Source organism: Ruegeria sp. A5, from assembly GCF_056543005.1.
Window position 1 is genome coordinate 704290 of record NZ_JBQGAV010000001.1, and the last position, 24125, is coordinate 728414.

Annotated in this window: 28 protein-coding genes; 16 read left to right on the forward strand and 12 right to left on the reverse strand. The window is 58.2% G+C overall.

What is annotated here, in order from left to right; translation table 11 throughout:
- Window positions 1–135: 135 nt before the first annotated feature.
- The 14 genes from ACR0AY_RS03545 to ACR0AY_RS03610 all read left to right on the forward strand — a co-directional run bounded on the left by ACR0AY_RS03545 (window position 136) and on the right by ACR0AY_RS03610 (window position 12791).
- A complete protein-coding gene (locus tag ACR0AY_RS03545; protein ID WP_170421945.1) occupies window positions 136–1626 on the forward strand; it encodes a replicative DNA helicase in 1491 nt (496 codons plus the stop codon).
- Window positions 1627–1799: 173 nt separating this feature from the next.
- The gene (locus ACR0AY_RS03550; protein WP_170509598.1) at window positions 1800–2738 is read left to right on the forward strand and encodes an isopenicillin N synthase family oxygenase; all 939 of its coding nucleotides are present in this window, start codon (window positions 1800–1802) and stop codon (window positions 2736–2738) included.
- Between the two features lie 47 nt (window positions 2739–2785).
- Window positions 2786–3820 carry an alanine racemase gene (gene alr, locus ACR0AY_RS03555; RefSeq protein WP_170509595.1) on the forward strand — a complete coding sequence of 345 codons (1035 nt, stop codon included), beginning with the start codon at window positions 2786–2788 and terminating at the stop codon, window positions 3818–3820.
- On the forward strand, window positions 3817–4599 hold the full coding sequence (locus tag ACR0AY_RS03560) for an MlaE family ABC transporter permease (RefSeq protein WP_170509592.1): 783 nt from the start codon (window positions 3817–3819) through the stop codon (window positions 4597–4599). The genes alr and ACR0AY_RS03560 overlap by 4 nt, the downstream gene beginning before the upstream one ends.
- Window positions 4596–5342 carry an ATP-binding cassette domain-containing protein gene (locus ACR0AY_RS03565; protein WP_170509590.1) on the forward strand — a complete coding sequence of 249 codons (747 nt, stop codon included), beginning with the start codon at window positions 4596–4598 and terminating at the stop codon, window positions 5340–5342. The genes ACR0AY_RS03560 and ACR0AY_RS03565 overlap by 4 nt, the downstream gene beginning before the upstream one ends.
- Complete coding sequence (locus tag ACR0AY_RS03570) at window positions 5339–5980, forward strand: hypothetical protein (RefSeq protein WP_170509587.1); 642 nt, start codon at window positions 5339–5341, stop codon at window positions 5978–5980. Before ACR0AY_RS03565 ends, ACR0AY_RS03570 begins: the two co-directional genes overlap by 4 nt.
- A 1-nt stretch (window position 5981) precedes the next feature.
- Entirely contained in the window at window positions 5982–6434 is a 453-nt protein-coding gene (locus ACR0AY_RS03575) for a paraquat-inducible protein A (RefSeq protein WP_170396825.1), read from the forward strand.
- A gap of 148 nt (window positions 6435–6582) precedes the next feature.
- Window positions 6583–7359, forward strand: a complete 777-nt coding sequence (locus tag ACR0AY_RS03580) for a DNA repair protein (RefSeq protein ID WP_170509585.1) — start codon at window positions 6583–6585, stop codon at window positions 7357–7359.
- 121 nt (window positions 7360–7480) lie between these two features.
- Entirely contained in the window at window positions 7481–8845 is a 1365-nt protein-coding gene (gene radA / locus ACR0AY_RS03585) for a DNA repair protein RadA (RefSeq protein WP_170396821.1), read from the forward strand.
- Window positions 8846–8885: 40 nt separating this feature from the next.
- The gene (locus ACR0AY_RS03590) at window positions 8886–9458 is read left to right on the forward strand and encodes a CvpA family protein (protein WP_170421967.1); all 573 of its coding nucleotides are present in this window, start codon (window positions 8886–8888) and stop codon (window positions 9456–9458) included.
- Window positions 9459–9924: 466 nt separating this feature from the next.
- Window positions 9925–10080 (forward strand): hypothetical protein, encoded by a 156-nt coding sequence (locus ACR0AY_RS03595; protein WP_170396817.1) that lies wholly within the window; start codon window positions 9925–9927, stop codon window positions 10078–10080.
- A gap of 16 nt (window positions 10081–10096) precedes the next feature.
- Window positions 10097–11617, forward strand: coding sequence for an amidophosphoribosyltransferase (gene purF / locus ACR0AY_RS03600; RefSeq protein ID WP_170396815.1), 1521 nt, complete (start codon window positions 10097–10099; stop codon window positions 11615–11617).
- Between the two features lie 238 nt (window positions 11618–11855).
- Entirely contained in the window at window positions 11856–12104 is a 249-nt protein-coding gene (locus tag ACR0AY_RS03605; RefSeq protein WP_170509582.1) for a hypothetical protein, read from the forward strand.
- Between the two features lie 42 nt (window positions 12105–12146).
- The gene (locus ACR0AY_RS03610) at window positions 12147–12791 is read left to right on the forward strand and encodes an SDR family NAD(P)-dependent oxidoreductase (RefSeq protein WP_170509579.1); all 645 of its coding nucleotides are present in this window, start codon (window positions 12147–12149) and stop codon (window positions 12789–12791) included.
- 61 nt (window positions 12792–12852) lie between these two features.
- Here the strand turns inward: ACR0AY_RS03610 and ACR0AY_RS03615 are convergent, their stop codons facing one another.
- From ACR0AY_RS03615 to ACR0AY_RS03630, 4 genes are all read right to left on the reverse strand, one after another.
- Window positions 12853–13695, reverse strand: a complete 843-nt coding sequence (locus tag ACR0AY_RS03615) for an ATP-binding protein (RefSeq protein WP_170396985.1) — start codon at window positions 13693–13695, stop codon at window positions 12853–12855.
- A gap of 115 nt (window positions 13696–13810) precedes the next feature.
- Window positions 13811–14689, reverse strand: a complete 879-nt coding sequence (gene tatC / locus ACR0AY_RS03620; protein ID WP_170396809.1) for a twin-arginine translocase subunit TatC — start codon at window positions 14687–14689, stop codon at window positions 13811–13813.
- Window positions 14686–15144, reverse strand: a complete 459-nt coding sequence (tatB, locus tag ACR0AY_RS03625; protein WP_170396807.1) for a Sec-independent protein translocase protein TatB — start codon at window positions 15142–15144, stop codon at window positions 14686–14688. Before tatB ends, tatC begins: the two co-directional genes overlap by 4 nt.
- A gap of 6 nt (window positions 15145–15150) precedes the next feature.
- A complete protein-coding gene (locus ACR0AY_RS03630) occupies window positions 15151–15366 on the reverse strand; it encodes a twin-arginine translocase TatA/TatE family subunit (protein WP_010440381.1) in 216 nt (71 codons plus the stop codon).
- Between the two features lie 218 nt (window positions 15367–15584).
- On the opposite strand from ACR0AY_RS03630, the gene ACR0AY_RS03635 reads away from it, so the two are divergent.
- Both ACR0AY_RS03635 and ACR0AY_RS03640 read left to right on the forward strand, forming a co-directional pair.
- Window positions 15585–15890 carry a hypothetical protein gene (locus ACR0AY_RS03635; RefSeq protein WP_170406158.1) on the forward strand — a complete coding sequence of 102 codons (306 nt, stop codon included), beginning with the start codon at window positions 15585–15587 and terminating at the stop codon, window positions 15888–15890.
- 21 nt (window positions 15891–15911) lie between these two features.
- Window positions 15912–16583 carry a helix-turn-helix transcriptional regulator gene (locus tag ACR0AY_RS03640; protein ID WP_170509576.1) on the forward strand — a complete coding sequence of 224 codons (672 nt, stop codon included), beginning with the start codon at window positions 15912–15914 and terminating at the stop codon, window positions 16581–16583.
- 63 nt (window positions 16584–16646) lie between these two features.
- Here the strand turns inward: ACR0AY_RS03640 and ACR0AY_RS03645 are convergent, their stop codons facing one another.
- The 8 genes from ACR0AY_RS03645 to ACR0AY_RS03680 all read right to left on the reverse strand — a co-directional run bounded on the left by ACR0AY_RS03645 (window position 16647) and on the right by ACR0AY_RS03680 (window position 24055).
- Window positions 16647–17810 carry a peptidoglycan DD-metalloendopeptidase family protein gene (locus tag ACR0AY_RS03645; protein WP_170406164.1) on the reverse strand — a complete coding sequence of 388 codons (1164 nt, stop codon included), beginning with the start codon at window positions 17808–17810 and terminating at the stop codon, window positions 16647–16649.
- A gap of 58 nt (window positions 17811–17868) precedes the next feature.
- On the reverse strand, window positions 17869–18519 hold the full coding sequence (locus ACR0AY_RS03650; RefSeq protein WP_170421982.1) for a protein-L-isoaspartate(D-aspartate) O-methyltransferase: 651 nt from the start codon (window positions 18517–18519) through the stop codon (window positions 17869–17871).
- On the reverse strand, window positions 18516–19298 hold the full coding sequence (gene surE / locus ACR0AY_RS03655) for a 5'/3'-nucleotidase SurE (RefSeq protein WP_170406170.1): 783 nt from the start codon (window positions 19296–19298) through the stop codon (window positions 18516–18518). The genes ACR0AY_RS03650 and surE overlap by 4 nt, the downstream gene beginning before the upstream one ends.
- A gap of 118 nt (window positions 19299–19416) precedes the next feature.
- Complete coding sequence (locus ACR0AY_RS03660) at window positions 19417–20502, reverse strand: ABC transporter ATP-binding protein (protein ID WP_170396795.1); 1086 nt, start codon at window positions 20500–20502, stop codon at window positions 19417–19419.
- Window positions 20503–20582: 80 nt separating this feature from the next.
- Window positions 20583–21629, reverse strand: a complete 1047-nt coding sequence (locus tag ACR0AY_RS03665; RefSeq protein ID WP_170509573.1) for a methyltransferase domain-containing protein — start codon at window positions 21627–21629, stop codon at window positions 20583–20585.
- 96 nt (window positions 21630–21725) lie between these two features.
- Window positions 21726–22838 (reverse strand): hypothetical protein, encoded by a 1113-nt coding sequence (locus ACR0AY_RS03670; RefSeq protein ID WP_170509570.1) that lies wholly within the window; start codon window positions 22836–22838, stop codon window positions 21726–21728.
- Between the two features lie 2 nt (window positions 22839–22840).
- The gene (locus tag ACR0AY_RS03675) at window positions 22841–23620 is read right to left on the reverse strand and encodes an SDR family oxidoreductase (RefSeq protein ID WP_170509566.1); all 780 of its coding nucleotides are present in this window, start codon (window positions 23618–23620) and stop codon (window positions 22841–22843) included.
- Between the two features lie 72 nt (window positions 23621–23692).
- Window positions 23693–24055 (reverse strand): SnoaL-like domain-containing protein, encoded by a 363-nt coding sequence (locus ACR0AY_RS03680; protein WP_170396787.1) that lies wholly within the window; start codon window positions 24053–24055, stop codon window positions 23693–23695.
- Between the last annotated feature and the right edge of the window lie 70 nt (window positions 24056–24125).

Here is a 24125-nt window from a genome sequence, read left to right on the forward strand (position 1 = left end):
TTGACGCAACCCTGCCTCATCCTTCAATATGATGGGGCAGAGAGATATGCACAGCATATCCCCAGAAAACATACAATTTGCGCCGACTCACAGGGCCGCGCTATGGCCTCTGTCCAGGGGACAAAGAGAACAGCAATGAACGAGATCAGCAGTATCGAGCAGGCCGCCGCACAGATTCAGAACCCAGAAACAATGCCGCACTCCATCGAGGCCGAGCAGCAGCTTCTGGGTGCGATTCTGACGAATAACGATCTGTATGATCGGGTCGCATCGATTATTGGGGCCGAGCATTTCTATGATCCGGTTCATGCGCGCATCTACGAAGTCGCGTCGACCCGTATCGCTAAAAATGCGCTGGCTTCACCCGTCACGCTGAAGTCTTTCATGGCCGAGGATGAGGGCCTGAAGGAACTGGGTGGTCCGGCCTATCTGGTCAAGCTTGCCGGTGCCTCAATCAGTGCCTTTGCGGTGCATGACTACGCCCAGATGATCTACGACCTCGCCATTCGGCGCGAGCTAATCCGGCTGGGCCGGGACATTTCAGACAAGGCGGCTCGGGTCGATGTCAGCAGCGAGCCCAAAGAACAGATCGTCGAGGCCGAGCAACAGCTTTATCAGTTATCCGAGCAGGGCCAGACCGAACAGGGTTTTCAATCCTTCCTCAAGGCGGTCACAGAAGCCGTCAACGTCACCAATGAGGCGTACCAACGCGGTGGCGGCATGGCGGGGATTTCCACCGGTCTGGCCGATCTCGACAAGCAATTGGGTGGCCTGCACCCGTCCGACCTGATCATTTTGGCCGGGCGTCCGTCGATGGGTAAGACATCGCTGGCAACAAACGTGGCATTTAACGTGGCCAAGGCCTACAAGCGCGGCACCAAGCCGGACGGCTCTGAAGGTGCGATCGACGGCGGTGTGGTTGGGTTCTTTTCACTCGAAATGAGCGCCGAGCAACTTGCGGGCCGGGTTCTGGCCGAGGCTTCTGAGATCTCCAGTCACAAAATCCGCCAGGGCGACATGACCGAGTCCGAGTTCCGCCGCTTCGTGGACGCCGCGAAAGAACTGGAAGCCTGCCCGCTGTTCATTGATGACACCCCCGCCCTGCCAATCTCGCAACTCGCTGCCCGTGCACGGCGGCTGAAGCGGACGCACGGGCTGGATTTGCTGGTGATCGACTACCTTCAGCTCTGCCGCGGAATGGCCGACAACCGCGTCAACGAAATCGCCGAGATTTCGATGGGCATGAAAGCCATCGCCAAGGAACTCAACATCCCGGTCATCGCATTGTCACAGCTCAGCCGACAGGTAGAAAGCCGTGACGACAAACGCCCGCAGCTGTCTGACCTGCGGGAATCGGGCTCGATCGAACAGGATGCCGACGTTGTGATGTTCGTGTTCCGCGAGGAATACTATAAGGAACGCGAAAAACCCGGCGATCACGAGTTGGAAAAGATGGAAGAGTGGAAACAGGCCATGGAGCGCCTGCATGGCAAGGCCGAGGTCATCGTCGGCAAGCAGCGCCACGGCCCCATCGGCACGGTCGAGCTGTCGTTCGAAGCTCAGTTCACCCGATTTGGCAATCTGGTCAAACCTTGGCAACAGGACAGCCAGATCGAGGGCTATTGATTCCTTGACCTGCCCGGTCCGATGTGTACGGATCGGGCCATGCAAGCTTGTCTCAATCCCCTACCCCGGCGCGTGATTCTGGCGCGTCATTTCGGGCATCGCCGCAAACGCTTTGCGGGATAGACCGGGGGCATTTTTGCCCCTGCAATCTTCCCCCTATAAGCGAGAGAGACATGACTGAATTCACAGAGATCCCCGTTATTCGTCTGGGTGCACGCCCTGATGAGGAAATCGCGGCCGAGTTTCGTTCGGCCTACGGCACGACTGGTTTCGGCTATATCGAAGATCACGGAATAGACCCGCAGCTGATGCGCGATGTGTTCGAAGCCTCAAAACAGTTTCACGCGCTGCCGCTGGATCAAAAGCTGGCAATCGCAGTCGACCACACGCATCGCGGATACATCGCCATCAACACATCGACAGATGTGAACTCAACACTGGCCGATGTAAAAAAACCCAACCAATCCGCCAGCTTCATGATGATGCGCGAGGATGCTGGCGTTGATCCCGATATCTACCTCTCGGGTCCAAACCGATGGCCTGATCTACCGGATTTTCGCGACACCCTGGAAACCTACGTTAAGGCTATGTCGGCCCTTGGACGCAGATTGATGCATATCGCGCTGATCGCTTGCGAGGCGCAGGATTTCTCGGTCCTTTCCGCGTTTGATGAGCCTACATTCTGGCTGCGTCTGCTTCACTATCCTCCGCAAGCAAAGACCGGCCCCGATGATCTATTCGGCTCGGCCCCGCACACTGATTTCGGATGCCTTACGCTGCTTGCTCAAGATCAGGTGGGCGGCTTGCAGGTCAAAACACCGTCAGGGCATTGGGTTGACGTTCCGTCCCGTCCCGACGCCTTTGTCGTCAATGTCGGGGATATGCTGCACCGGATGTCGAACGGTCGCCTGCTTTCGACGCCGCATCGGGTCATCAACCGTTCGGGCCGTGAACGATATAGCGTTCCGTTCTTCTTTGATCCTCATGTCAGCACAATCATCGAACCCCTACACGGGACCGGCCAACCTCAGTTTAGCCCCTTATTATTTGCGGATTTCCTGCGTTCCGAGCTGGAAGCGGCCTATGAGGCGCATAAACCCGCCAAGAATTAAGGTGCTCCCCCTTGACCTGGGCCAATCCTATGTGATGAACGGCGTTTATGAGTACCGCACATCTGACGATAAATCTGCACGCGCTCGCCCAGAACTGGCAGGCGCTTGACGCAAAGACCCAGGTTGAGACCGGCGCAGTGGTCAAAGCTGACGCTTACGGGTTAGGTGCCGGTCCAGTCGCCTCTGCGCTGGCTGAGGAAGGCGTTGCAAAATTCTTCGTCGCCGTTGCCGAGGAAGGCGTGGCCGTGCGTGAGGCTGTGGGCCCCGGCCCGCTGGTTGCGGTGTTTTCCGGACATATGGAGGGTGACACGGATCTGCTGCGCCAGCATGATCTGACGCCGTTGATCAACTCGCCCGAACAATTCAAGCGTCATCGTCAGGCCCTGCCCGATCATGGCTTTGGTATCCAGCTCGACAGCGGTATGAATCGCCTTGGGCTTGAGCCTGCGGACTGGGCCGACCTGCGGCACGAAGCCCTTGCCCTGAACCCGTTGGTGATAATGTCGCATTTGGCCTGCGGGGATGAGCCTGAACACCCTATGAACCGCCAACAGTTGAACACGTTCAAACAGATGACCGATGGCGTCGACGCGCCGCGCTCGCTTGCGGCGACGGGTGGTACTCTGATGGGGCCGGAATTCCACTTTGACTTTTGCCGCCCAGGGATTGGCCTGTACGGCGGGATGCCCTTTGCCGGGGCCAAGCCGGTCGTCACCGTCGATCTGCCGGTGATTCAAGTGCGCGACGTCGCCGTGGGCGAGACCGTCGGCTACGGCAACAGTTGGAGCGCGCGCCGCCCGTCGAAGATTGCGACCGTTGCGGCCGGTTATGCCGATGGGCTGCATCGCGCCATTGGGGGCGGCATCGATACATTCGCTGGTGATCAGCCCTGCCCGGTGGTAGGACGTATCTCGATGGACCTGATCACCGTGGATGTGACTGACTTGCCGTATAAACCTGATCGCCTGCGTATCCTGAACGGGCACCAAACCGTCGATGATCTGGCCGAAGCCGCTGGCACCATCGGCTATGAAATTCTGACCTCGCTCGGCAGTCGCTTTTCGCGGGGCTACGTGGAATGAATCCCGTTTCATTGCTGGGTGAGCTGGGGCGTTCTATCCTGACCATGCTCGCCGCGTTTGGCCGCGTCGCGCTGTTCGCGCTCGACGCGGTTTCGCACATTTTTCGACCACCGTTTTATCCGCGCGAGTTCGGCATCGCCCTGCTGAATATCGGCTGGTTGTCCCTGCCCGTGGTCGGCCTGACCGCCATCTTCACCGGCGGCGCGTTGGCGCTGCAGATCTACGCAGGCGGCGCGCGTTTCAACGCCGAAGCCGTTGTGCCCCAGATCGTCGCCATAGGCATGGTGCGAGAGCTTGGCCCGGTGCTGGTCGGCCTGATGATCGCCGCCCGCGTGACGTCTTCGATCGCCGCCGAGATTGCGACGATGAAAGTGACCGAGCAGATCGACGCTCTGGTCACATTGTCCACCCATCCAATGAAATACCTCACCGCCCCACGCTTGCTGGCCGCCCTGATCACGGTTCCAGCGCTGGTCGGGGTCGGAGATATCATCGGCATTGCAGGCGGCTACACCGTCGCGACGCAAAATCTGGGCTTCAACCCGGCAGCCTATCTGAAAAACACCGTCGATTTCCTTGAAGCGCGGGATATCGTTTCGTCACTCGTCAAAGGTGCCGCCTTCGGTGTGATCGCCGCCATCATGGGCTGCTATTACGGCATGTCATCGGGCCGCGGCGCGCAGGGCGTGGGCCGCGCCACCAAGGGCTCGGTCGAGGCTGCTGCCGTGCTGATCCTCGCCGCCAATTTCGTTCTTACAGGGGTGTTCTTCTCGCTATGATCCGGATGGAGAACGTACATAAGGCCTTTGACGACAACCACGTCCTGCAAGGCATGAACCTTGAGATCCCCAAGGGCACCTCGATGGTTATCATCGGTGGTTCGGGTACCGGCAAATCCGTGGCGCTGAAATGTATCCTCGGCCTGATCAAGCCTGACAGCGGCATGATCTATGTCGACGGCAAGGACGCCACCAAAGGCGACCGCGACGCGTTTCTGGCCCGTTTCGGGATGCTGTTTCAGGGGGCGGCGCTGTTCGATTCGCTGCCCGTCTGGCAAAACGTCGCCTTCCGCCTACTGCGCGGCTCGCTGAAACGCCCGGCGGATGAAGCCCGCGAAATCGCCATCGAAAAACTGCGCCGCGTCGGCCTGAAATCCAACGTGGCCGACCGGCTCCCGGCCGAGCTGTCGGGCGGGATGCAAAAACGCGTCGGCCTCGCCCGCGCCATCGCCGCCGAGCCCGAGATTATCTTTTTCGATGAGCCTACCACTGGCCTCGACCCCATCATGTCCGGCGTCATCAACGACCTGATCCGAGAAATCGTGACCGAGATGGGCGCCACCGCGATGACCATCACCCACGACATGAGTTCGGTCCGCGCGATTGCCGACAACGTGGCCATGCTGCACGGAGGTGTGATCCAGTGGACCGGTCCAGTCGGGCAGATGGACGCCTCGGGTGATCCTTATGTGGAGCAGTTTATCAGTGGCAGCGCTGAAGGGCCGATTGAGGCGGTGCGGTGAACGGTGAAGAAGCAAAATCATTCGATTTCTCCCCGCTTGGAGAGGCACGAAAGTGTCTAGCGTACATAGAAGCAGCAAAGACGCTTTTTGCGCGGAATAGGACCGAGAATTACCCATACATTCGCGATCTTGCAATTGAGACCGGCCCATTGGTTTTTCTATGCGGCCACGCAACGGAGCTTGCGTTTAAGTCGTTACTTCGCGCGCACGGAGTTCAGCCTGAAAAGATTCTCAAATTCAAAGGCTTCAAGTACTCGGACGGCAAACGTCTTAAAAGAAACAAACACAGACGACACGATCTTGTCTTTCTATTTAGAGCTGCGTCTCTCCTTTCGATCTCAAAAGACGACCGCGCGGCCTTAAAGGATGTGCTTTGCAGACATGAGTACTTTAGGGAGAAGTACGAGATTCACCTTGAGCCGCTAAAGCGACCTGAACTTGCTGACTACCAGGAACAGTTAGCGATCTTGAATCTAAGTTTCGACACGCCTTACCGGGCAAGGTATTTTACTTCGGGGACCGGCTCTGTCCCTGATCCAGAAATAATTTTGTTAGTGGCTGAGTTTTTCGCAAAATTGGTCGGCGTGCACAGAGTTGTTGAAAGTACCGCGAAAACTACGCCGACAGAAGCGACTTAAAATGACCCTCCGCCTCGCCACCCTCTCGCTCCTGATCCTCTACCCCATCGCGTGGTTCGCCCCGCTGATGCGCGCCGGTCTCCTCCCGATCTTCGGCCTCAGTGAAATCAGCGTCATCACCGGGCTCCAGTCCTTGTGGAAGTCCGACATCTTCCTCGCGTTGATCGTTACCGTCTTCGCCCTCTTCGCGCCCTACGTCAAAACCATCGGCACCGCGCTGATCCAATGGAACCTGCTGGACCCGCGCGTCCAGCCCGCGCTCAACATCCTCGGCAAGCTGGCGATGGCCGATATCTTCCTCATCGCGCTCTACATCACGCTGGCCAAAGGCATCTCATACGCCACCATCGAAACCGCATGGGGTCTCTACCTGTTCACCGGCTGCATTCTGGCCTCACTTGCACTGGGCCATATTACAGAGATGACATTTGGATCACGAAAACCTCAGACCTAATTGATTGAAAACAGATTTCTGAGTATCATCTTTATATTTCGAGCAGTAAATTTTGTAGTTTTCGGGTCCGTAGCGGATCACTTCGCGTCTGTCTAACCTTCCGCTTCGGCCCGGTTTTTGTACCGGTTGAAGAAGGAGAACGACGATCATGGCCGCCCTCCACACAATAACATTGCAATTTCAGAATACCTTATTAAGGCTCACTTTTTTCCTGATCTGCGCCGCAGCATTGTTCGCGGTGACGACCACCATTTTATCCGCGATTGGCATCCTGCCCTGGCTCTCGTTGCAGGCCGGTCTCAGCAACGGTGCAACAATTGACGCAGGCATCTATATCCAGATCGGATTAACCGCCCTGATCCTGATGCTGGTCTTCTATCTGCCATCGAACGCCCGCATGATGGCGCTTGAAAACACCCATCGTAAGTTCACAATGAATATGCAGGACGTGGCCGGGGCCTATCAGGTCGCCCATGCCGCCGACCGCAGCGGAGCCTTTGCGCTGGCCTCCGAATTCGACGCGGTGAAAGAGCGCATGGCCTTCCTGCGCGATCACCCCGATTTGCAGGGGCTCGAACCGCAGGTGCTGGAACTGGCTGCTCAGATGAGCCAGATCAGCCAGGAACTGGCCGAGACCTATGGGGACACAAAGGTCGAACGCGCCCGTGCCTTCCTGCGGCAACGTCAGGAAGAGGTCGAACAATTCCAGCAGCGCATCGAGGAAGCCCAAATCATCCAGCACGAGCTGCGCCAATGGACCCGAGACATCGAGATCGAGGAATCCATCGCCAAATCGCAACTCGCGCGCCTCAGGGATGAGCTGTTCGATCTGCTTCCGGAACTGTCGGCGCAATTGCAATCCCCCACGGACGATCAAACACCAGGCAGCGTGGTTGCGATGACCCCGCCGCGTGCCGCGGAATAGGCGTGTCTAGCGCCCGCAGCGGACGATGGCCCGAAGGGCCTGAGGACGTGGCGCGCCACCGGCGGTGAGGAAAGCCCGCAAGGGCTTGAAGAACCGCCTTTCCTCGGGCACCAAGGGCGACATGGCAAAGACACACTCCTTCTCCTGCTCGGCCTGCGGAGCCTCTCACACCAGATGGTCGGGCCGCTGCGATGCGTGCGGCGAATGGAACACTATCGTTCAGGAAGCGCCGCTTTCGGCAGGACCAGCCAAGAAGTCACTCGGCGGCAAGCGCGGCCAATCCATCGCGCTCACCGACCTATCGACCGAAGAAACACCGCCGCCCCGCACCCTCTGCGGGGTTGAAGAGTTGGATCGCGTCCTCGGCGGCGGCCTTGTCCCTGCATCGGCCCTGCTGGTGGGCGGAGACCCCGGTATTGGCAAGTCCACCCTGTTGCTACAGGCCGCCGCACGTTTTGCCCGCAAAGGTGTCAAAACCATCTACGTCTCGGGCGAAGAGGCCAGCGCGCAGGTTAGGATGCGCGCGCGCCGGTTAGGTCTGGAAGAGTCGCCGGTGCAATTGGCCGCTGAAACCAACCTTCGGGACATCCTCACGACGCTAGAGGCAGAAAAACCCGGCCTCGCCATCATCGACTCGATCCAGACGATGTGGGCCGACAATGTCGACAGCGCGCCGGGCTCGGTGTCGCAGGTGCGCGCCGCAGCGCATGAGCTGACGACATTTGCAAAACGCCACGGCGTATCGATCATCATGGTTGGCCACGTCACCAAAGAAGGCCAGATCGCTGGCCCCCGTGTAGTCGAACATATGGTCGACACCGTGCTTTACTTCGAAGGCGAACGCGGGCACCAGTTCCGCATCCTGCGCGCCGTTAAGAACCGCTTTGGCCCAGCGGATGAGATTGGCGTCTTCGAAATGACCGGCAAAGGGCTGGCGCAAGTCACCAACCCCTCGGCCCTGTTCCTATCGGAACGCGGTAAGCCCAGCCCTGGTTCCGCCGTGTTCGCAGGTATCGAAGGCACCCGCCCCGTGTTGGTCGAACTGCAGGCACTGGTTGCGCCCTCGCCCCATTCGCAGCCCCGACGCACGGTCGTTGGCTGGGACAGCGGGCGGCTCGCCATGATCCTTGCAGTGCTCGAAGCACGCTGCGGCATCCCCTTTGCCGGGCTCGATGTCTACCTGAACGTCGCCGGAGGGCTGAAAGTCAGCGAACCTGCTGCCGACCTCGCCGTTGCTGCTGCACTGCTCAGCGCTCGTGAAGACACCGCCCTGCCTGCCGATACGGTCGTTTTCGGAGAAATCTCGCTATCCGGGGCACTTAGACCAGCCCCGCAGACCGAAAACAGGTTGAAAGAAGCGCAAAAACTTGGTTTCACAGCGGCAATTGCTCCGGCAGGTGGCAAAACTGGCACTGTGGCAGGTCTGACACTCACCCGACCCTCTGATTTGGTGGGGTTTGTTGGCGAAACCTTCGGAGCAGGGTAAAGTCGCGCCTTGAGGGGCAGAAAACGAACAGGCGAGGGCCATGGAAGGTTTTACAATAATTGACGGGGTTGTGGCCCTGATCATCGTGCTGTCGGGCTTGCTGGCCTATTCGCGCGGTTTCATGCGCGAGGTTTTGGCCATCGCAGGTTGGGTCGCCGCGGCAGTTCTAGCATTCATCTTTGCGCCGCAGGCTGTACCGCTGGTCAAAGAAGTGCCAGTGGTCGGTGAATTCCTGCGCGACAGTTGTGAGCTTTCGGTGATTACCGGCTTTGCCGCCGTCTTCGCCATTGCACTGATCGTAGTCAGCATCTTCACGCCGCTATTCTCTTCACTTGTGCAGCGTTCCGCGCTTGGCGGGCTGGATCAGGCGCTTGGCTTCTTCTTCGGCATCGCCCGCGGCATATTGCTGGTTGCGATTGCGTTCTTCGTCTACGACACCGTGATGACCGGTCAATCCTACACGATGGTCGATGAAAGCCGCTCGGCCAAGGTGTTCGAACAGTTCAGCAGTAAGATCGAGGAACAAAACCCCGAGGCGGCGCTGGGTTGGGTTACCGCCCAGTACGAAGAGCTGGTCGCAAGCTGCACCGCCGACAACGCCTCTGAGGGTTAATCAAATTCCAAAGAAAAGCCCGGTTTCAGCCGGGCTTTTTTGCGTTTGGTTCGGAAAAATCAGATAAACCCTTCGCCACCACAAATATTGCACCGGATGGTCTTCAGGCCAAAGCATCCGTCACATCGGCTTGAGATCGGCTTGCCATACTGTTCTCGGCTCTTGATCACTTCACCGGTTCCCTTGCAGATCTCGCAGGGTGCGCGCCCTGCCCCACGACATCGGTGGCAACGCCGCTTGACAGGTTTGTCCATCGGTGTGTTTTGCTTGTGTTGCCACATGGCGTCTGCTCCACCAGGTATTGCCGGAATGCATGCAAAAAACCTTCGTAATGATATGACAGCATAGGTCTGTACATTTGTCATCCTAAACCCGCGGCGTGTACAATTCGCACCTGCGTCAAATCGCGAATGTGATCCTTTGATGACACACGCATCGTTTGGCATTATGTGGAGGCCATACCGACATGGAATCGGAGCTGCCGACCTTGCTGTATCTGTTTTCTTATGCGCTAGCCGCTTTCGTGCTTGTGCCTGAGTCCCGTGCAAACGGACCAAAACACACCATTCAGATACCCGTCCGCACCCGATCCGACCTGAACGCCATCCTAAGCAAGTCATAGAAATTGGAGCCCGTGTATGTGTGGGATTTTGGGGATCGCAAGCCGGACACATGATGTCTTTGCGGAAATCTATGACGGCTTGCTGATGCTTCAGCACCGAGGTCAGGACGCCTCGGGGATCGTCACCTACAACGGCGAGTTCTTCCGTGAGAAGAAAGCAAATGGTCTCGTCAAAGACGTGTTCAATGCCAGTGACGCCGAAACCCTGTTGGGAAAGGTCGGCATGGGCCATGTCCGCTATCCAACCGCTGGCTCGCTCAGCGCGGCCGAGGCGCAACCATTTTTCGTGAACGCGCCTTATGGCATCTATCTGGTTCACAACGGCAACATCACCAATACCGAAGAACAGCGCGAAAAGGTTACCGCGAAATACAGCCGTCACCTGCGCACCACCTCGGATTCCGAGGTCCTTCTGAACGTACTGGCCGACAAGGTCGCGGATGCGATCAAGGTCAATGGTAATGCTGATCCGATCCGCAACCTGTTTGCCGGTGTCAAAATGACGATGGAGCGGGTTCAGGGGGCGTATTCGGTGATCTGCCTCGTCGCGGGCGTAGGGATGCTGGCCTTCCGCGATCCTTACGGCATCCGACCTTTGTCTGTTGCCAAGCGTGCCGCAACTGGTGACGGCGATGATTATGCCTTTGCGTCCGAAGATGTGGCATTCGGCATCAACGGTTTTGACAAGCTGCGCGACCTAGGTCCCGGCGAGGCGATCCTTATCGACCTCGACGGCAATATGCACGAGTTCCAGGCCGTTGAAGGTAAACTGACGCCCTGCATCTTCGAGTATGTCTATCTGGCCCGACCAGATTCGCTGCTGGATGGGGTGTCGGTTTACAAAACCCAGATGCGCATGGGGCAGACGCTGGCCAAGCAAATTCAGGACTCGGGACTTGAGATCGACCGGATCATCCCTGTGCCAGATAGCGCCCGCCCTGTCGCGCTTGAGGCCGCAAAGATCACAGGCATTCCCTATCGCGAGGGGCTTGTGAAGAACCGTTATGTTGGCCGCACCTTCATCATGCCGGGCCAGGAAGAACGGCAGAAATCCGTGCGTCGCAAACTGAACGCGGTGCCTTTGGAGTTTGACGGTCATAACGTACTTCTGATCGATGATTCGATCGTGCGCGGCAATACAATCAAAAAGATCGTCCAGATGTGCCGTGAGGCCGGCGCCAAAAAGGTCTACATCGCCAGCGCCTCGCCCCCGGTGAAATACCCCAATGTCTATGGCATCGATATGCCCACCCGACACGAGCTTGTCGCGAATGGCAAAGAGATCGAGGAGATTCGCGAAGAACTGGGTGCGGATGCGCTGTTCTACCAACATCTCGACGATCTGATCTGGGCTGCCAAGGAAGGCAACCCCGAGATCGAAGCTTTTGACTGTTCCTGCTTTGACGGCAACTACGTCACCGGCGTCGATGAGGAATATCTGGGCAGCCTAGAAAACAGCAGTCGGGTCAGCAAAAAGCGTGAAGATATGCAGGTGGTCGGCAGTTCGTGGAACGCGGCGAAACTGGCCTCGGGGTGATCGGGCGAATCGCTTTGTCCTGAGGCGTCGGCCAAGAGACTTGCGCTAGCCGCCATAGGTCAGAATCCGCCGACAACCTATTGCTGAACAGGCTGCATTTGCAAAGGGTTCGGTATGCGGCATTCGAACCGCTCCGAACCGAGTGCTGCCGGCCTTTTGGTCCGGCAAATCCCGTGTTACCCGAATGCCGAAAACCACTCACAAAACGGGGTCCGGGCGCGCAGCTCGGCCACAGATCATGGCAAACGCAGCGGTGAAAAGCTCCGCCACACAGGCGGGGGCGCTCAAGAAGAACGCGGTCTCGGTATTGGGCATTTTTGGGCCCAAGGCGGACCTGCAAGCCCTGGTCCGCATGTCGTCGGGGCGCATTAAGAAAGTGAAACCCGGCAGTCGTGTCGGCCCGGGTAAGGTCGTCGCCATTGATGAAAATGGTGTTGTGCTGCGACAAAGCGGCCAGAACCGAAGGATCGACATCCCCGGCAGCTGATCCTGACTTGACGCCCTGCGCGTGCAGGTTCAAACCCCCCTCATGACCGATCAGACCAAAATCGCCCTTATCACCGGGGCTTCTCGTGGGTTGGGCGCGGCGCTGGCCGAAGCGCTGGCCCCCGACTATCACATCGTCGCTGTCGCTCGCACTCAGGGCGGGCTGGAAGAGCTGGATGACCGCATCCAGGCAAAGGGTGGCTCGGCCACTCTGGCCCCCATGGACATCACCGATCCCAATGCGATGGCGACCCTGTGCCGGAGCATTCACGATCGCTGGGGCAAGATCGATTTGTGGTTGCATACTGCAATCCATACCTCAGCCCTGACGCCAGTGCATTTCGTTGATCCGAAGGAATGGAACAAGGCAGTCAGCATCAATGCAAACGCCACCTCGGTTCTGATCCCGTATGTCGCGCCTTTGTTGGGCGAAACTGGCCATGCCGTGTTCTTCGATGACCCGAAGGCAGGCGAGAAGTTCTATGGCATCTACGGCGCCACCAAAGCGGCACAGATGGCGCTGGCTCGCAGTTGGGCGACCGAGACCGCACGGACGGGACCGCGCGTATCGATTGTTGAGCCTGCACCGATGCCGACCGCTGTCCGTGCACGTTTCCATCCCGGTGAGGATCGGGATGTATTAACCAGCACTGCGGATGAGGCGGCGCGGATTATAGCACTGTTGTGAGAATGGCCCTGACGGGCCATGCCTCCGGCGGAGGTATTTCTGGCCAGATGAAGCGCGCGGACTAACCGATATGGACGCCGTTTCGCCCGGCGAGGTCGACGAAGAATTGCCAGGCGACGCGGCCCGAGCGTGCCCCCCGTGTGGCTTGCCACTCGATGGCTTCGGCGCGCAGAGTTTCGGGATCAACCTTGACGCCATGAGCGGCGCAGTAGCGATCGATCATCGCTAGATATTCGTCCTGATCGCAGGGGTGGAACCCCAGCCACAGGCCGAAACGGTCAGAGAGTGAGACCTTCTCCTCGACCGCCTCGGACGGATTAATGGCGCTGGAGCGTTCGTTTTCGATCATGTCGCGCGGCATCAGGTGGCGGCGGTTTGATGTGGCGTAGAACACAACGTTTTCCGGGCGACCTTCGATACCGCCGTCCAGCACGGCCTTGAGCGATTTGTAATGCTGATCATCGTGGCTGAACGACAAATCATCGCAAAACAGGATGAACCTGTGCGGCGCGGCACGCAGGTGGTTCAGCAAACGCGCGACCGAGCCCATATCCTCGCGCTGCAATTCGACCAGTTTCAGGTCAGGATGCTCATCCTGCAACGTACCGTGCACCGCTTTGACGAGGCTGGATTTCCCCATTCCGCGCGCGCCCCACAAGAGCGCGTTATTAGCCTTGTAACCCGCAGCAAAGCGGCGCGTGTTGTCCAGCAACGTATCGCGGGAGCGGTTGATCCCCACCAATAGATCAAGGTCGACCCGATTGACCTGTGTGACGGGTTCCAGCCGGTCAGGCTCGACATGCCAGACGAAAGCCGGGGCCGCATTGAAATCAGGTGTCGCCAGCGGCGCGGGCGCCATGCGTTCCAACGCGTCCGCAATGCGATTCAGGGCTTGGTCGTCCATCGGCTCCTCCGGGATGTTCTGGTGGAGTTCAACCATGTTCCGATCAACACAACAAGAGTAACAATTGAAAAAGGCGCGCCTACCTTGGGCGCGCCTTTAAAGCTATTGGAATAGGTTACTTGTTCTCTTCGTAATCCTGCATCACGTCTGCGTCGGCTTCGGCCTCTTCATCGTCGTAGTATCCATCGGCGCGCAACTGTTCTTCGCGCTTCTTCTCGACACGGGCGACCAGGAATATTGAAATTTCATAGAGCCCGTAAACTACGACAAAGAGGATGATCTGGGTGATCACGTCCGGCGGTGTGACAATCGCAGCTAACACCAGAATGCCTACCACCGCATATTTCCGCACTGCCCCCAGACCTTCGGCACTGACAAGTCCGGCCTTACCCATCAGTGTCAGCAATACGGGCAATTGAAAGCACAGGCCAAAGGCCACGATGAACTTGATGGTCAGGTTGAGATATTCCTGCGCCGAACCCTGAAACACCACGCTCAAAGGTGCGGTTGCGCCTTCTGCTACAGCTTCCCCTTCCGCTCCAAATTGCTGGAAACCGAGGAAGAAGTCATAGGCCAATGGCGTGACCACATAAAAAGCGAAGCTTGCGCCCAGCAGGAACATGAAGGGAGAGGCCAGCATGAACGGCAGAAACGCGTTCTTTTCCGACTTATACAGGCCCGGCGCCACGAACCTCCACATCTGCATCCCGATATAGGGAAAGGCCAGAATGAACCCGCCCAGCAGCGAAACCTTGATCGCTACAAAGAACCCTTCCTGCGGCGAGATGAAGATCAGCCCGCAATCCTGTCCACGCTCGGTCAGCACCTCACATAGCGGTTGCGTGAGGAAGTTGAACAGTGGCGTGGCCACGGTGAAACAGATGATCATACCGATCAGAAACGCCACAACGCAGTGGATCAGCCGCGTACGTAGCTCGGCCAGGTGCTCGATCAGGGGTGCCGAGCTGTCCTCGATCTCGTCGGTCTTGGTCATGTCTTGCTTTCGGTTTTCAGCGCTGCTTCGGCCTCTTCCGCCTTGGCCAGCGCATCCGCGGCTTCCTTGGCCTTGCGTTCAGCGGCAGCGCGCGCCGTTGTGGCTTGGATCTTCTTGGCTTGCTCTGCTCGCTCGGTGGCCAGCTTGCCGGTCTCGCTGTCAGGGTCGAACTTGGTTGGGTCGATGGATTTGGCCACGTCGCGCGCGGCTTCGTTGATCCCGTCCATCGCTGTACTAACCGGGTTGGTCGCCGCGTTCAGGCCCTTCTTGATCTCATTGACGCCTGCTTCGTCCGCAGCCTCGTTCATTGCAGTGCTGAATTCGCGCGCCATGCCGCGCGCCTTGCCGACGAACCGTCCGACATTGCGGAACAGCACAGGCAGGTCCTTTGGCCCCACCACGATCAACGCGACGATGCCGATGACCAGAAGCTCGGTCCAGCCCAGATCAAACATCTAGGCTCAGACCTTGTCTTTGTCAGTCTCAGGCGTGACGTCTTTGGCCAGCTCAGACGCGTCTTGTTCCAGCTCTTCCGAACCTTCCTTGATGCCTTTTTTGAACGAGGTAATGCCTTTACCCACTTCACCCATCAGCGAGCTGATCTTACCGCGTCCAAACAGGACGAGAACCACAACAGCAATCAGCAGGATACCCGGAAGGCCAATATTGTTGAGCATGACTTGTCTCCTTCTACGTCGGCGCAGCGCGCCGTGAATATGTCTGGCCCCGTGTCTACGCCCGTACGGGCATCAGCAAAAGTGCGACAGATCAAATCCGCGCGCAAAATTGAACGGATCATGCGTTTTTTGCGGACTCGCATTTCTCAACTGACAGGTTTATGTCAGTTGATATCACCTAGAAGGACGATATCGAAACCTGGTCTACGGAGAACCACATGACCCATGTCGCAGAAATCGTCACCTTTACCCTTGCCGACGGCACAAAGCCCGAACAGTTCGTCAGGCTAAGCCAAGCCTCCGAAGCCTTCGTCCGCGCGGCTCCCGGCTTTACCCACCGCCAGCTAAGCCATGGCGAAGATGGCCGCTGGACCGACTATGTCGTCTGGACCGATATGAAATCCGCAAAGGATGCCGCTGCTGCATTCATGCAACAGGATTTTGCACCCGCTCTGATGGCGGCAATCAACCCCGACAGCGCCCAGATGCGTCACGAGACCGTGCTATGGAACATGACCGCCTAAGGGCGGCTCAGACGGCGTGTCATGCGCCGCACTGACCGCCTGTTCGACATCATACAGATCCTGCGCGATGGTAACTTGCACCGCGCGCAGGACATCGCGGACCGACTTGAGGTGTCGGTCCGTACGATCTATCGCGATATGGACACGTTGGTGGCCTCGGGCGTTCCTGTAGAAGGCGAACGCGGCGTAGGTTACATGGTGCGTGAACAGATCACGCTGCCCCCGCTAAACCTGACACCCGCCGAGCTTGAGGCTCTGAACCTCGGCATGGCGATCGTTGCCGAGGCCGCCGATCCCGATCTTAAATCCGCCGCGGAATCTCTGGCCGAGAAAATCGACGCCGTCTTGCCCACGCAGGTCATTGCCGAGGCCGACAGCTGGAAATTCGCGGTCTATCCCTTCGCTGATGTCGTACGCGGAATGGCACATATGGCCCCGATCCGCGCCGCGATCAAATCGCGCCAGAAATTGCAGCTCAGCTACCGTCGCATTGACGGCGCGCTGACCGAACGCACCATCCGACCGCTACATATGGAATACTGGGGCCGTGTCTGGACACTGACCGCCTGGTGCGAACTGCGCGATGACTTCCGGGTCTTCCGCATCGACCTGATAGAAAACGTCACGCCTCTGCCGGAACTCTTTATCGACGAACCAGGTAAACGGCTCAGCGACTACGATCCCAATGCGTGATCCGTCCTTCATCTGGCCCCAAATACCTCCGCCGGAGGCATGGCCCGGAACGGGCCATTTCGGTCACTTCAGGTAAGGCTCGGGATCAACCGACTCGAACCCTTTGCGCACTTCGAAGTGCACATATGCATTGTCGCCCCCGCGAAGCGAGGCGATCTTTTGTCCCCGTCGCACCCGATCACCTTTCTTGATGGTGATATTGTCGACATTGGCATAAACAGTCAGCAAGTCATTGTTGTGTTTCACAACGATGATCGGAACCTGATCCGCATCCGCGGTGATCGCGGCGACCGTGCCTGCCTCGGCCGCACTGACCGACGCGCCTGGCGCTGCGGCGATATCTATCCCCTCATTCTTACCCTTCTTGTAGGTCCGAATGATGGTGCCGCTCACCGGGCTTGCCAGCGCCGAGCTTCCCGAATTGGTCGGGGCCTCGGCTGTGATATCCGGCGCAGGCGTTGCCGCGGCAACTTTCTCATCCGGCAATGGCTGCGTCGCGCTCGGCGGCGTAGGAGTTGGTGAGCCTTCCCCCGGTTGGGTTACCGCAGTTGCCGTGGCGGCCGGCGCTGCTGCCCGAGGTGCCGGTTGATTCTTGACCGGGATCAACAGGTACTGGTCTTCGCGCACCATAAAGTCTGGTCCCAAACCGTTCCATTCTGCCAGAGACTCCACAGGCACCTGATAGAGGCGCGAAATTGTATAGGCTGTCTCACCCCGCTTGACCTTGTGCCGGATCGGCTCAGGCCCCGTAGCAACCGGTGCCGGAGCCGCAGCAGGTTGCGCGGGCTCCAATGTCGATGTCTGTACAGATCCTGTGTCCGGTGCCTCGTCAATCGCGGTTCCGGCAATGGTCGCAATATCAACATTGCTCGTCCCACCGACCGAGCGCGGCAAGGCCAGAACTTCACCGTCACGCAGGCTGTCATTTGGCTGCAATCCGTTAAACCGGGCCAATTCGGCCACCGGCATGCCGATCCGGGTGGCGACATCGCCAACTGTATCCCCACGGCGGGCTACCGCGACCTGATAGTTCGGATAGGTGATCACGCCACGCGCATCCGGCGTCGGGCGGTTGGCGGTCGCTGCAAGGGCGGCATCTGCAGTGGAGAACCCGCCGACATTGCCGCGAAGGTCATAGTCATATGGCCCTTCACACCCGGCCAGAATTGCCAGCGCGGCAACACCTGTCGCATAGCGGCGCATTGCTGATTTGGAAACTGCTCTCATTTTACTGTCCTCAACACCTGCCCCTGTTCTCCGGGGTTCTGGCGCCTCTAATATACCTTTACGCTCCGTCTTTTCCCAGCCCCTCAAGCAAGGGCACAAAACGGACCGGCAACAATTCGTCATAGTCCAGACCGGTTTCAGTGCGCGTGACCCGGATTAGGGTCTGCACCGCGTCCGACTGGCCCACGGGTAACACCATGATACCGCCGATTTTCAACTGCGCCAAGAGCGGCCCCGGAGGATCTTCGGCAGCAGCGGTCACAATGATACGGTCGAACGGGGCCTGCTCGGACAGTCCAAATGATCCATCCGACAGCATCGCGGTCACATTCGTCAGCCCCAGCTCACGGAACAGTTCTCCCGTTTCGCGCACCAGCCTCTTGTGCCGCTCAACCGTGTAGACCCGGCGCGCCAGCTTGGATAGGATCGCCGCCTGATAGCCCGAGCCGGTGCCGACCTCCAGAACCGTATCACGTGGGCGCACCTGCAGCGCCTGCGTCATCAGCCCCACAACCGAAGGCTGGCTGATGGTCTGGCCACAGGCAATAGGCAGTGGAGTGTCCTCATAGGCCCGGTCCGCGAACAGGCCTTTGACAAACTTCCCCCGGTCAACCTGCTCCATCGCCGCCAGCACACGTGCATCCGTTACCCCGCGCGAGCGCAGGGCAAACAGGAACTGCATTATGGTTTCTGCGCTTGGCCCAGTCATTCGATGACCTTTAGCGCCTCGAGCGTGTCATATGCTGTCAGATCAGCGCGCATCGGAGTGACCGAGATATACCCTTCCAGATTGACCGCCGCATCCGTGCCCGGAGCGGTCGGGTTATGCTGATACCCGCCCTTGATCCAAAGGAACCGGCGACCCGAGGGCGAGCTGTGCGGCTCGACCGAGAAATGTGTATCGCGCCGGTACCCCTGCGGGGCCACGCGCGTACCCAGCACCTCATCTGCGGGAACCGGAGGAAAATTCACATTATAGAACAGTCGATAGTCGCCCTGCTGCTCGGGTGTCGCATCAAGAATGCGGCGCACCAGATCGGCCCCAAATTTGGCAGCCGCCTCAAACGGATCGTCCAGCCCCAGATTGCGCGGCCCGAAATACTGAGACAAGGCAATCGCGGGCACACCCTGCAACGCCGCCTCCATCGCGCCGCCGATAGTACCCGAATACAGCGTGTTTTCAGCCGAGTTGTTGCCCCGGTTCACCCCTGACAACACCAGATCGGGCGGGGCGTCCTTCATCACATCGTGCAAACCGGCCAACACGCAATCCGCCGGAGACCCTTCGGCGGCATAGCGACGCTCGCCTAGTTTGGCGACCATCATTGGGTGGGTATAGCTAATGCAATGGCCCACGCCTGACTGCTCAAAGGCAGGCGCGACGACCCAGACCTCGCCATCGGGACCGGCCAGTTCAGCCGCGATCGCTTCAAGTACAATCAGTCCCGGCGCATTGATGCCGTCATCATTGGTCAGAAGAATTCGCATGCCCGGTCCACCCCTCGTTTTGCCCTTGATAGACCCGCCTCAGCGCTGCGACAAGCAATGCACATGCGCAATCTGAGGCTTTCACGCACCACTTGGATGAAAATGCAGGATTTGAGCGTCAGGCCGGGAATACAAAACACCGGTCGCGGCGAATGGTTAGCCACATGACACGGCCCTCTTTGGGCACAAAGACGTTCGGAACCGTCGCCTTCAGGATCGAGCCATCATAGTCCATGCGAAACTCGACAAGGCTTTCATTTCCCAAAAACCGAGCACGCTCAACCACGCCTCGGGCGGCAATACCGTCTGTCGGCGTCGGCGCAGGCCCTTTGCCATTGCGGTCGAAGTCCAGCTTGACGTGCTGGGGTCGAAACACGATTTCAACATCGGTCGCGTCCGGCACACCGGGCGCAAGAAAACGGCCAAACGGAGTATGCGCCAACGCACCATTAACTTGAGCCTTCAACACATTGATATCACTAAAAAACGAAACTGCTGCCTTGTCTGCAGGCCGGGTATAGACATTGTATGGCGCCCCCTGCTGCACAATCTTGCCGCGCCGCATCAGCGCGATTTCATCAGCCATTCGCATCGCCTCGTCCGGCTCATGCGTGACCAATAGAACAGCAGCGTCCTCTTCTTTGAGGACTGCGAGCGTTTCGTCCCGAATGCCGTCGCGCAGACGGTTATCGAGGCCCGAGAACGGCTCATCCATCAGCATGATCCGCGGGCGTGGGGCCAACGCACGCGCCAGAGCAACCCGCTGCTGCTCACCCCCAGATAACTGATGCGGAAATCCATCGATGAACCGCATCAGATCGACCTTGGTCAGCAGTTCCTCGACCCGCGCGCGTTTCTGCTCTTTGCTGCCTTTCAGGCCGAACGCGACGTTATCCGCTACGCTGAGATGTGGAAACAGCGCAAAATCCTGAAACATCAGCCCAATCTCGCGCCGTTCGGGCGGTACGCGGAAAACCGTGTCACAGATCAGCTTGCCATCGACGTAAATCTCGCCCGAGGTCTGCATTTCGACCCCCGCGATCATCCGCAATGTGGTCGACTTTCCGCAGCCCGAAGGCCCCAGCAGGCAAGTCACCTGCCCCGCGTGTACGGTCAACGATACATCATCCACGACCGTCCGCCCGCCAAAGCGCGCAATCAGATTGCGGATTTCCAATCGAGGAGGAGTTGTCGTCACTGTCACCGATGGACCCCATTGCCTTTCCCGATCAAATCCATCGGGCTTAGGCGGGGATAACAACCCCGCCCATCAGGCGCAAGGGATCAGCAGCACCCGGTCGAGGCAGCTTCGCCCTGTACAACAAACGGGCTATCCCCGCCGCAGCCTTCGAAAATCCCGTAATGGGTCGAAAAATCGCCGATGAACTCAAAATGCCGTGCAAAACGGGTGTCTTGCAACATCATCCACGTGTTGCCACAGACCGGGAATACTTTGCCGGCCTCGATCGTATGGTGGTCATCCAGTACAAATTCATGCGGCGCATGCGGCACTGTGCCCTTGTAGATCACAGCCTGACCGTAATCCTCGCACGCAGGCTCCAACTCCGGCAGCTTGAAAAGACGGTAGGTGGCCGAGATAAAGCTCAGCGGTGCGACCCGTTCTTCGAGAATTGGGTTTTCGATCGTCAAAGGACGATGCGTCACCCGACGGGGATCGCCAAATCCGGCAGCACGCGACATCGACAGAAAATCGTTCCAATAGAGCGCACCCGACAGGCATTCGCCATACAGGATCTCATCCTCGGCCATCGCCTTGGGCACCCGGCGATCGGCGTAGACGTCCGAGAAATACATCTCTCCGCCCTCTTTTAGCAGCCGATGCGTACCACGCAGCACAGCAGCCTTGTCGGTCGCCAGATTGATCACGCAGTTTGAGACGATGATATCGAACGATCCCGGTTCGAGGTCCAGCTCATCCAGCTTTTCGATATAGCCGTGGTGAAACTCGACATTGCTGGCCGAATGTCCGAATGCCTTCGCGTGATGGTCCTGATGCGCTCGCGCCACGTCGAGCTGCTCAGGCGTCATGTCAACGCCGACAACACGGCCCTTTTCACCGACCATCGCGGATAAAGCATACACATCGCGCCCCGCACCACAGCCCAGATCCAGGATACGCATTCCCTCCAGATCCAACGGAGCAATCAGCCCGCATCCATAGTAACGTGTCAGCACATCATCATGAATTTGCGACAGAATTTTCTTGAAGTGATCCGGCATATCATCCGGAGTACAGCAGGCATTTGTTTGCAAATCCGCGCTGCCTTGCAACACCTCACCATAGTAGTTCTGCACAGCCTCGTGCTTCATCAGGGCAATCCTTTTGTCACTGGTCTTTTGCAGCTAGTGCAGCAATCCACACCACGCAATCCACCAGCGCCCGATCTGACGAAACCGTGACAGGGCTCAGGCGAGCAGGTCGAAATCCACGCCTGCGTGCACGCGGCCGTTCACTTGAATCTCCAACCGATGCGGCCCAGGAGCCAACTTGAACGTTGTTGCATTGCCCTTCAGCTTGTGCCGCTTTCTAAGTGTCAACTGACCACCTGTAAGCTCGGCCTGTTTCAACTTGTGAACCTTGGGTGAGATCTTTCCGCCAGGTCGTTGGAAATGAACGATATAGTCGACCAAGACTGGCTGATCTTCTGCGCCGCTTAGGCGGGTTTCAAACTCCAGCGCTTCACCAATCCGGGCCGGACCGTTTACCTGAATCTCAACCGCAATATCTGCATCGGGATCGTATCCAAGCACCTTCATCGCCTTGGGATGCCCAGATTTCACAAGGCCTCGTAATGCATGAGATGTCATCCAGTTCAGTTCATCCTTGTCCTGCCGCCCTGCCTTGCCCCAATCCCGCAGACGTTCCAGCACCAGATCGGGGTCTTTCTTGGTGATATCATTCAGATGATTGGCGACCGAGCGCGTCACATAGCGCGTCCGATCCCCGTGCAATCGGTCCAATAACGGCAATGGGTCTGACATTGCCAAGCCAACGGCCTGCCCCCACGGTAAACGCGGCCGCGTGCCCTCGCTGACCAGACGACGCACGTGATAGCTGGGATGCGTGCACCAAGCCTGCATCCGCGCCATGACCAGTTCGGAGTGGTGATTGAGGAACGGGCGGATCGCCCATTCCATCGAAAATCTCTGGGTCAACTCTTCGAATACATCCAGCGCCAAAGCGGGATGATCCAGGCCGATTGCACAAACCCAATCACCCAAGGGCGCAAAGATAAAGTCTCCGAAGTCGTCATCACTTTTGGCGGGGTCCAGCGGAGGCGGCAGCGCCCGCAGAATGACCGGTGCCACTGCCGGCAAATCGCCAGGCACCGATTCTTGCAGACACTCTGCAATCCACGCCATACGCTCTTTCAGTTCAAGCTCGGGCAAACGCGACATCACTTTCGCCGCGAATGCTTCTTCCTTGAAATCGGAATCAACCTTGGCGAACAAGCCCGCAAGAAAGCTTACCTTTTCCGCGTTGAACAACTGATCTTTCAGAGAAAAGTTCTGTGCCATACCTACATCGTCAGATTGGTGCCACCACCGTCCAGCAAAATGTTCTGCCCGACAATGAACCCGGCGTGTTGCGAGCATAGAAACGCGCAGGTCGCCCCAAACTCTTCCCTCGTGCCATAGCGTCTCGCTGGGATGGTTGCAGCGCGTTCAGCCCGTGCCTCGGCCATCGAAATACCTTTCTGCTCTGACACCCCGCCATCCAGCGCGTTCGCGCGGTCGGTGGCGTGGATACCTGGCAGCAGATTATTGATCGTCACGCCATGTGGTGCCACCTGGCGCGATGTGCCCGCAACATAGCCGGTTAATCCAGTTCGCGCCGCATTTGACAGGCCCAGCACCGCAATCGGCGCGCGTACCGACTGCGAGGTGATATTCACCACGCGGCCCCAGCCCTTATCCATCATGCCCGGCAGCAGAGCCTTCATGAAAGCTATGGGTGTCAGCATATTGGCATCCAGCGCTTTGATGAAATCATCACGCTCCCAGTCTGACCACATGCCGGGCGGAGGGCCACCCGCGTTTGTGACAAGGATATCAGCACCCTGCGCGGCACTTATCACCTCGGCCTGACCCTCTGGTGTGGTAACATCACAAGCCACTGTCTGCACGGCAATGCCATATGATGATCGCAAACGCGTGGCTTCGGCCTCCAACGTTTCGGCTCCGCGCGCGTTCATCACAAGATCGACGCCGGCTTCGGCCAACGCCTCGGCACAGCCCAATCCCAAGCCTTTGCTGCTGGCACAAACCAGCGCGCGTTTTCCGCGAATTCCCAAGTCCATTCTGACCCTCCCTATCTTCGGCACACATCTAACATCGGCCCGGCAAAGAAGGCCAGAATGGGATCTTGCGGATTAATAAAAGAACTCTTCACGCACGATCTTGCCATCGGCGACGTGATAAACACCGACCTCACGCATATCAAAGCTTTCACCGGTTTCTTTCACCTTGCCCTGCACTTCAAAGATCACGGCAAAACGGTCGTCACCATGCGGGTACGGGCCACTGACGGACGCGCCCGATACCTCATGAGCGCCTTCCCACCATTCGTGCTTGCCACGAATGGCTTCCAATCCGTGTGTCTCGCGCCCCATGCCCGCAAAATCCTGTCCCTCAACAGAAACAGCATCCGAGGCATAAAGCTTCTCGAGGTTCTCCTTGGCCCGGTTCTCGCGGCATCCAGCAACCAGTTCGTCTGCGATTTCTTTCAAATTCATTGGTCCACTCCATATTTTGTTCACTATATGTTCTTATTGCCACAGCCACATGATTCGAACCACCCCCTTT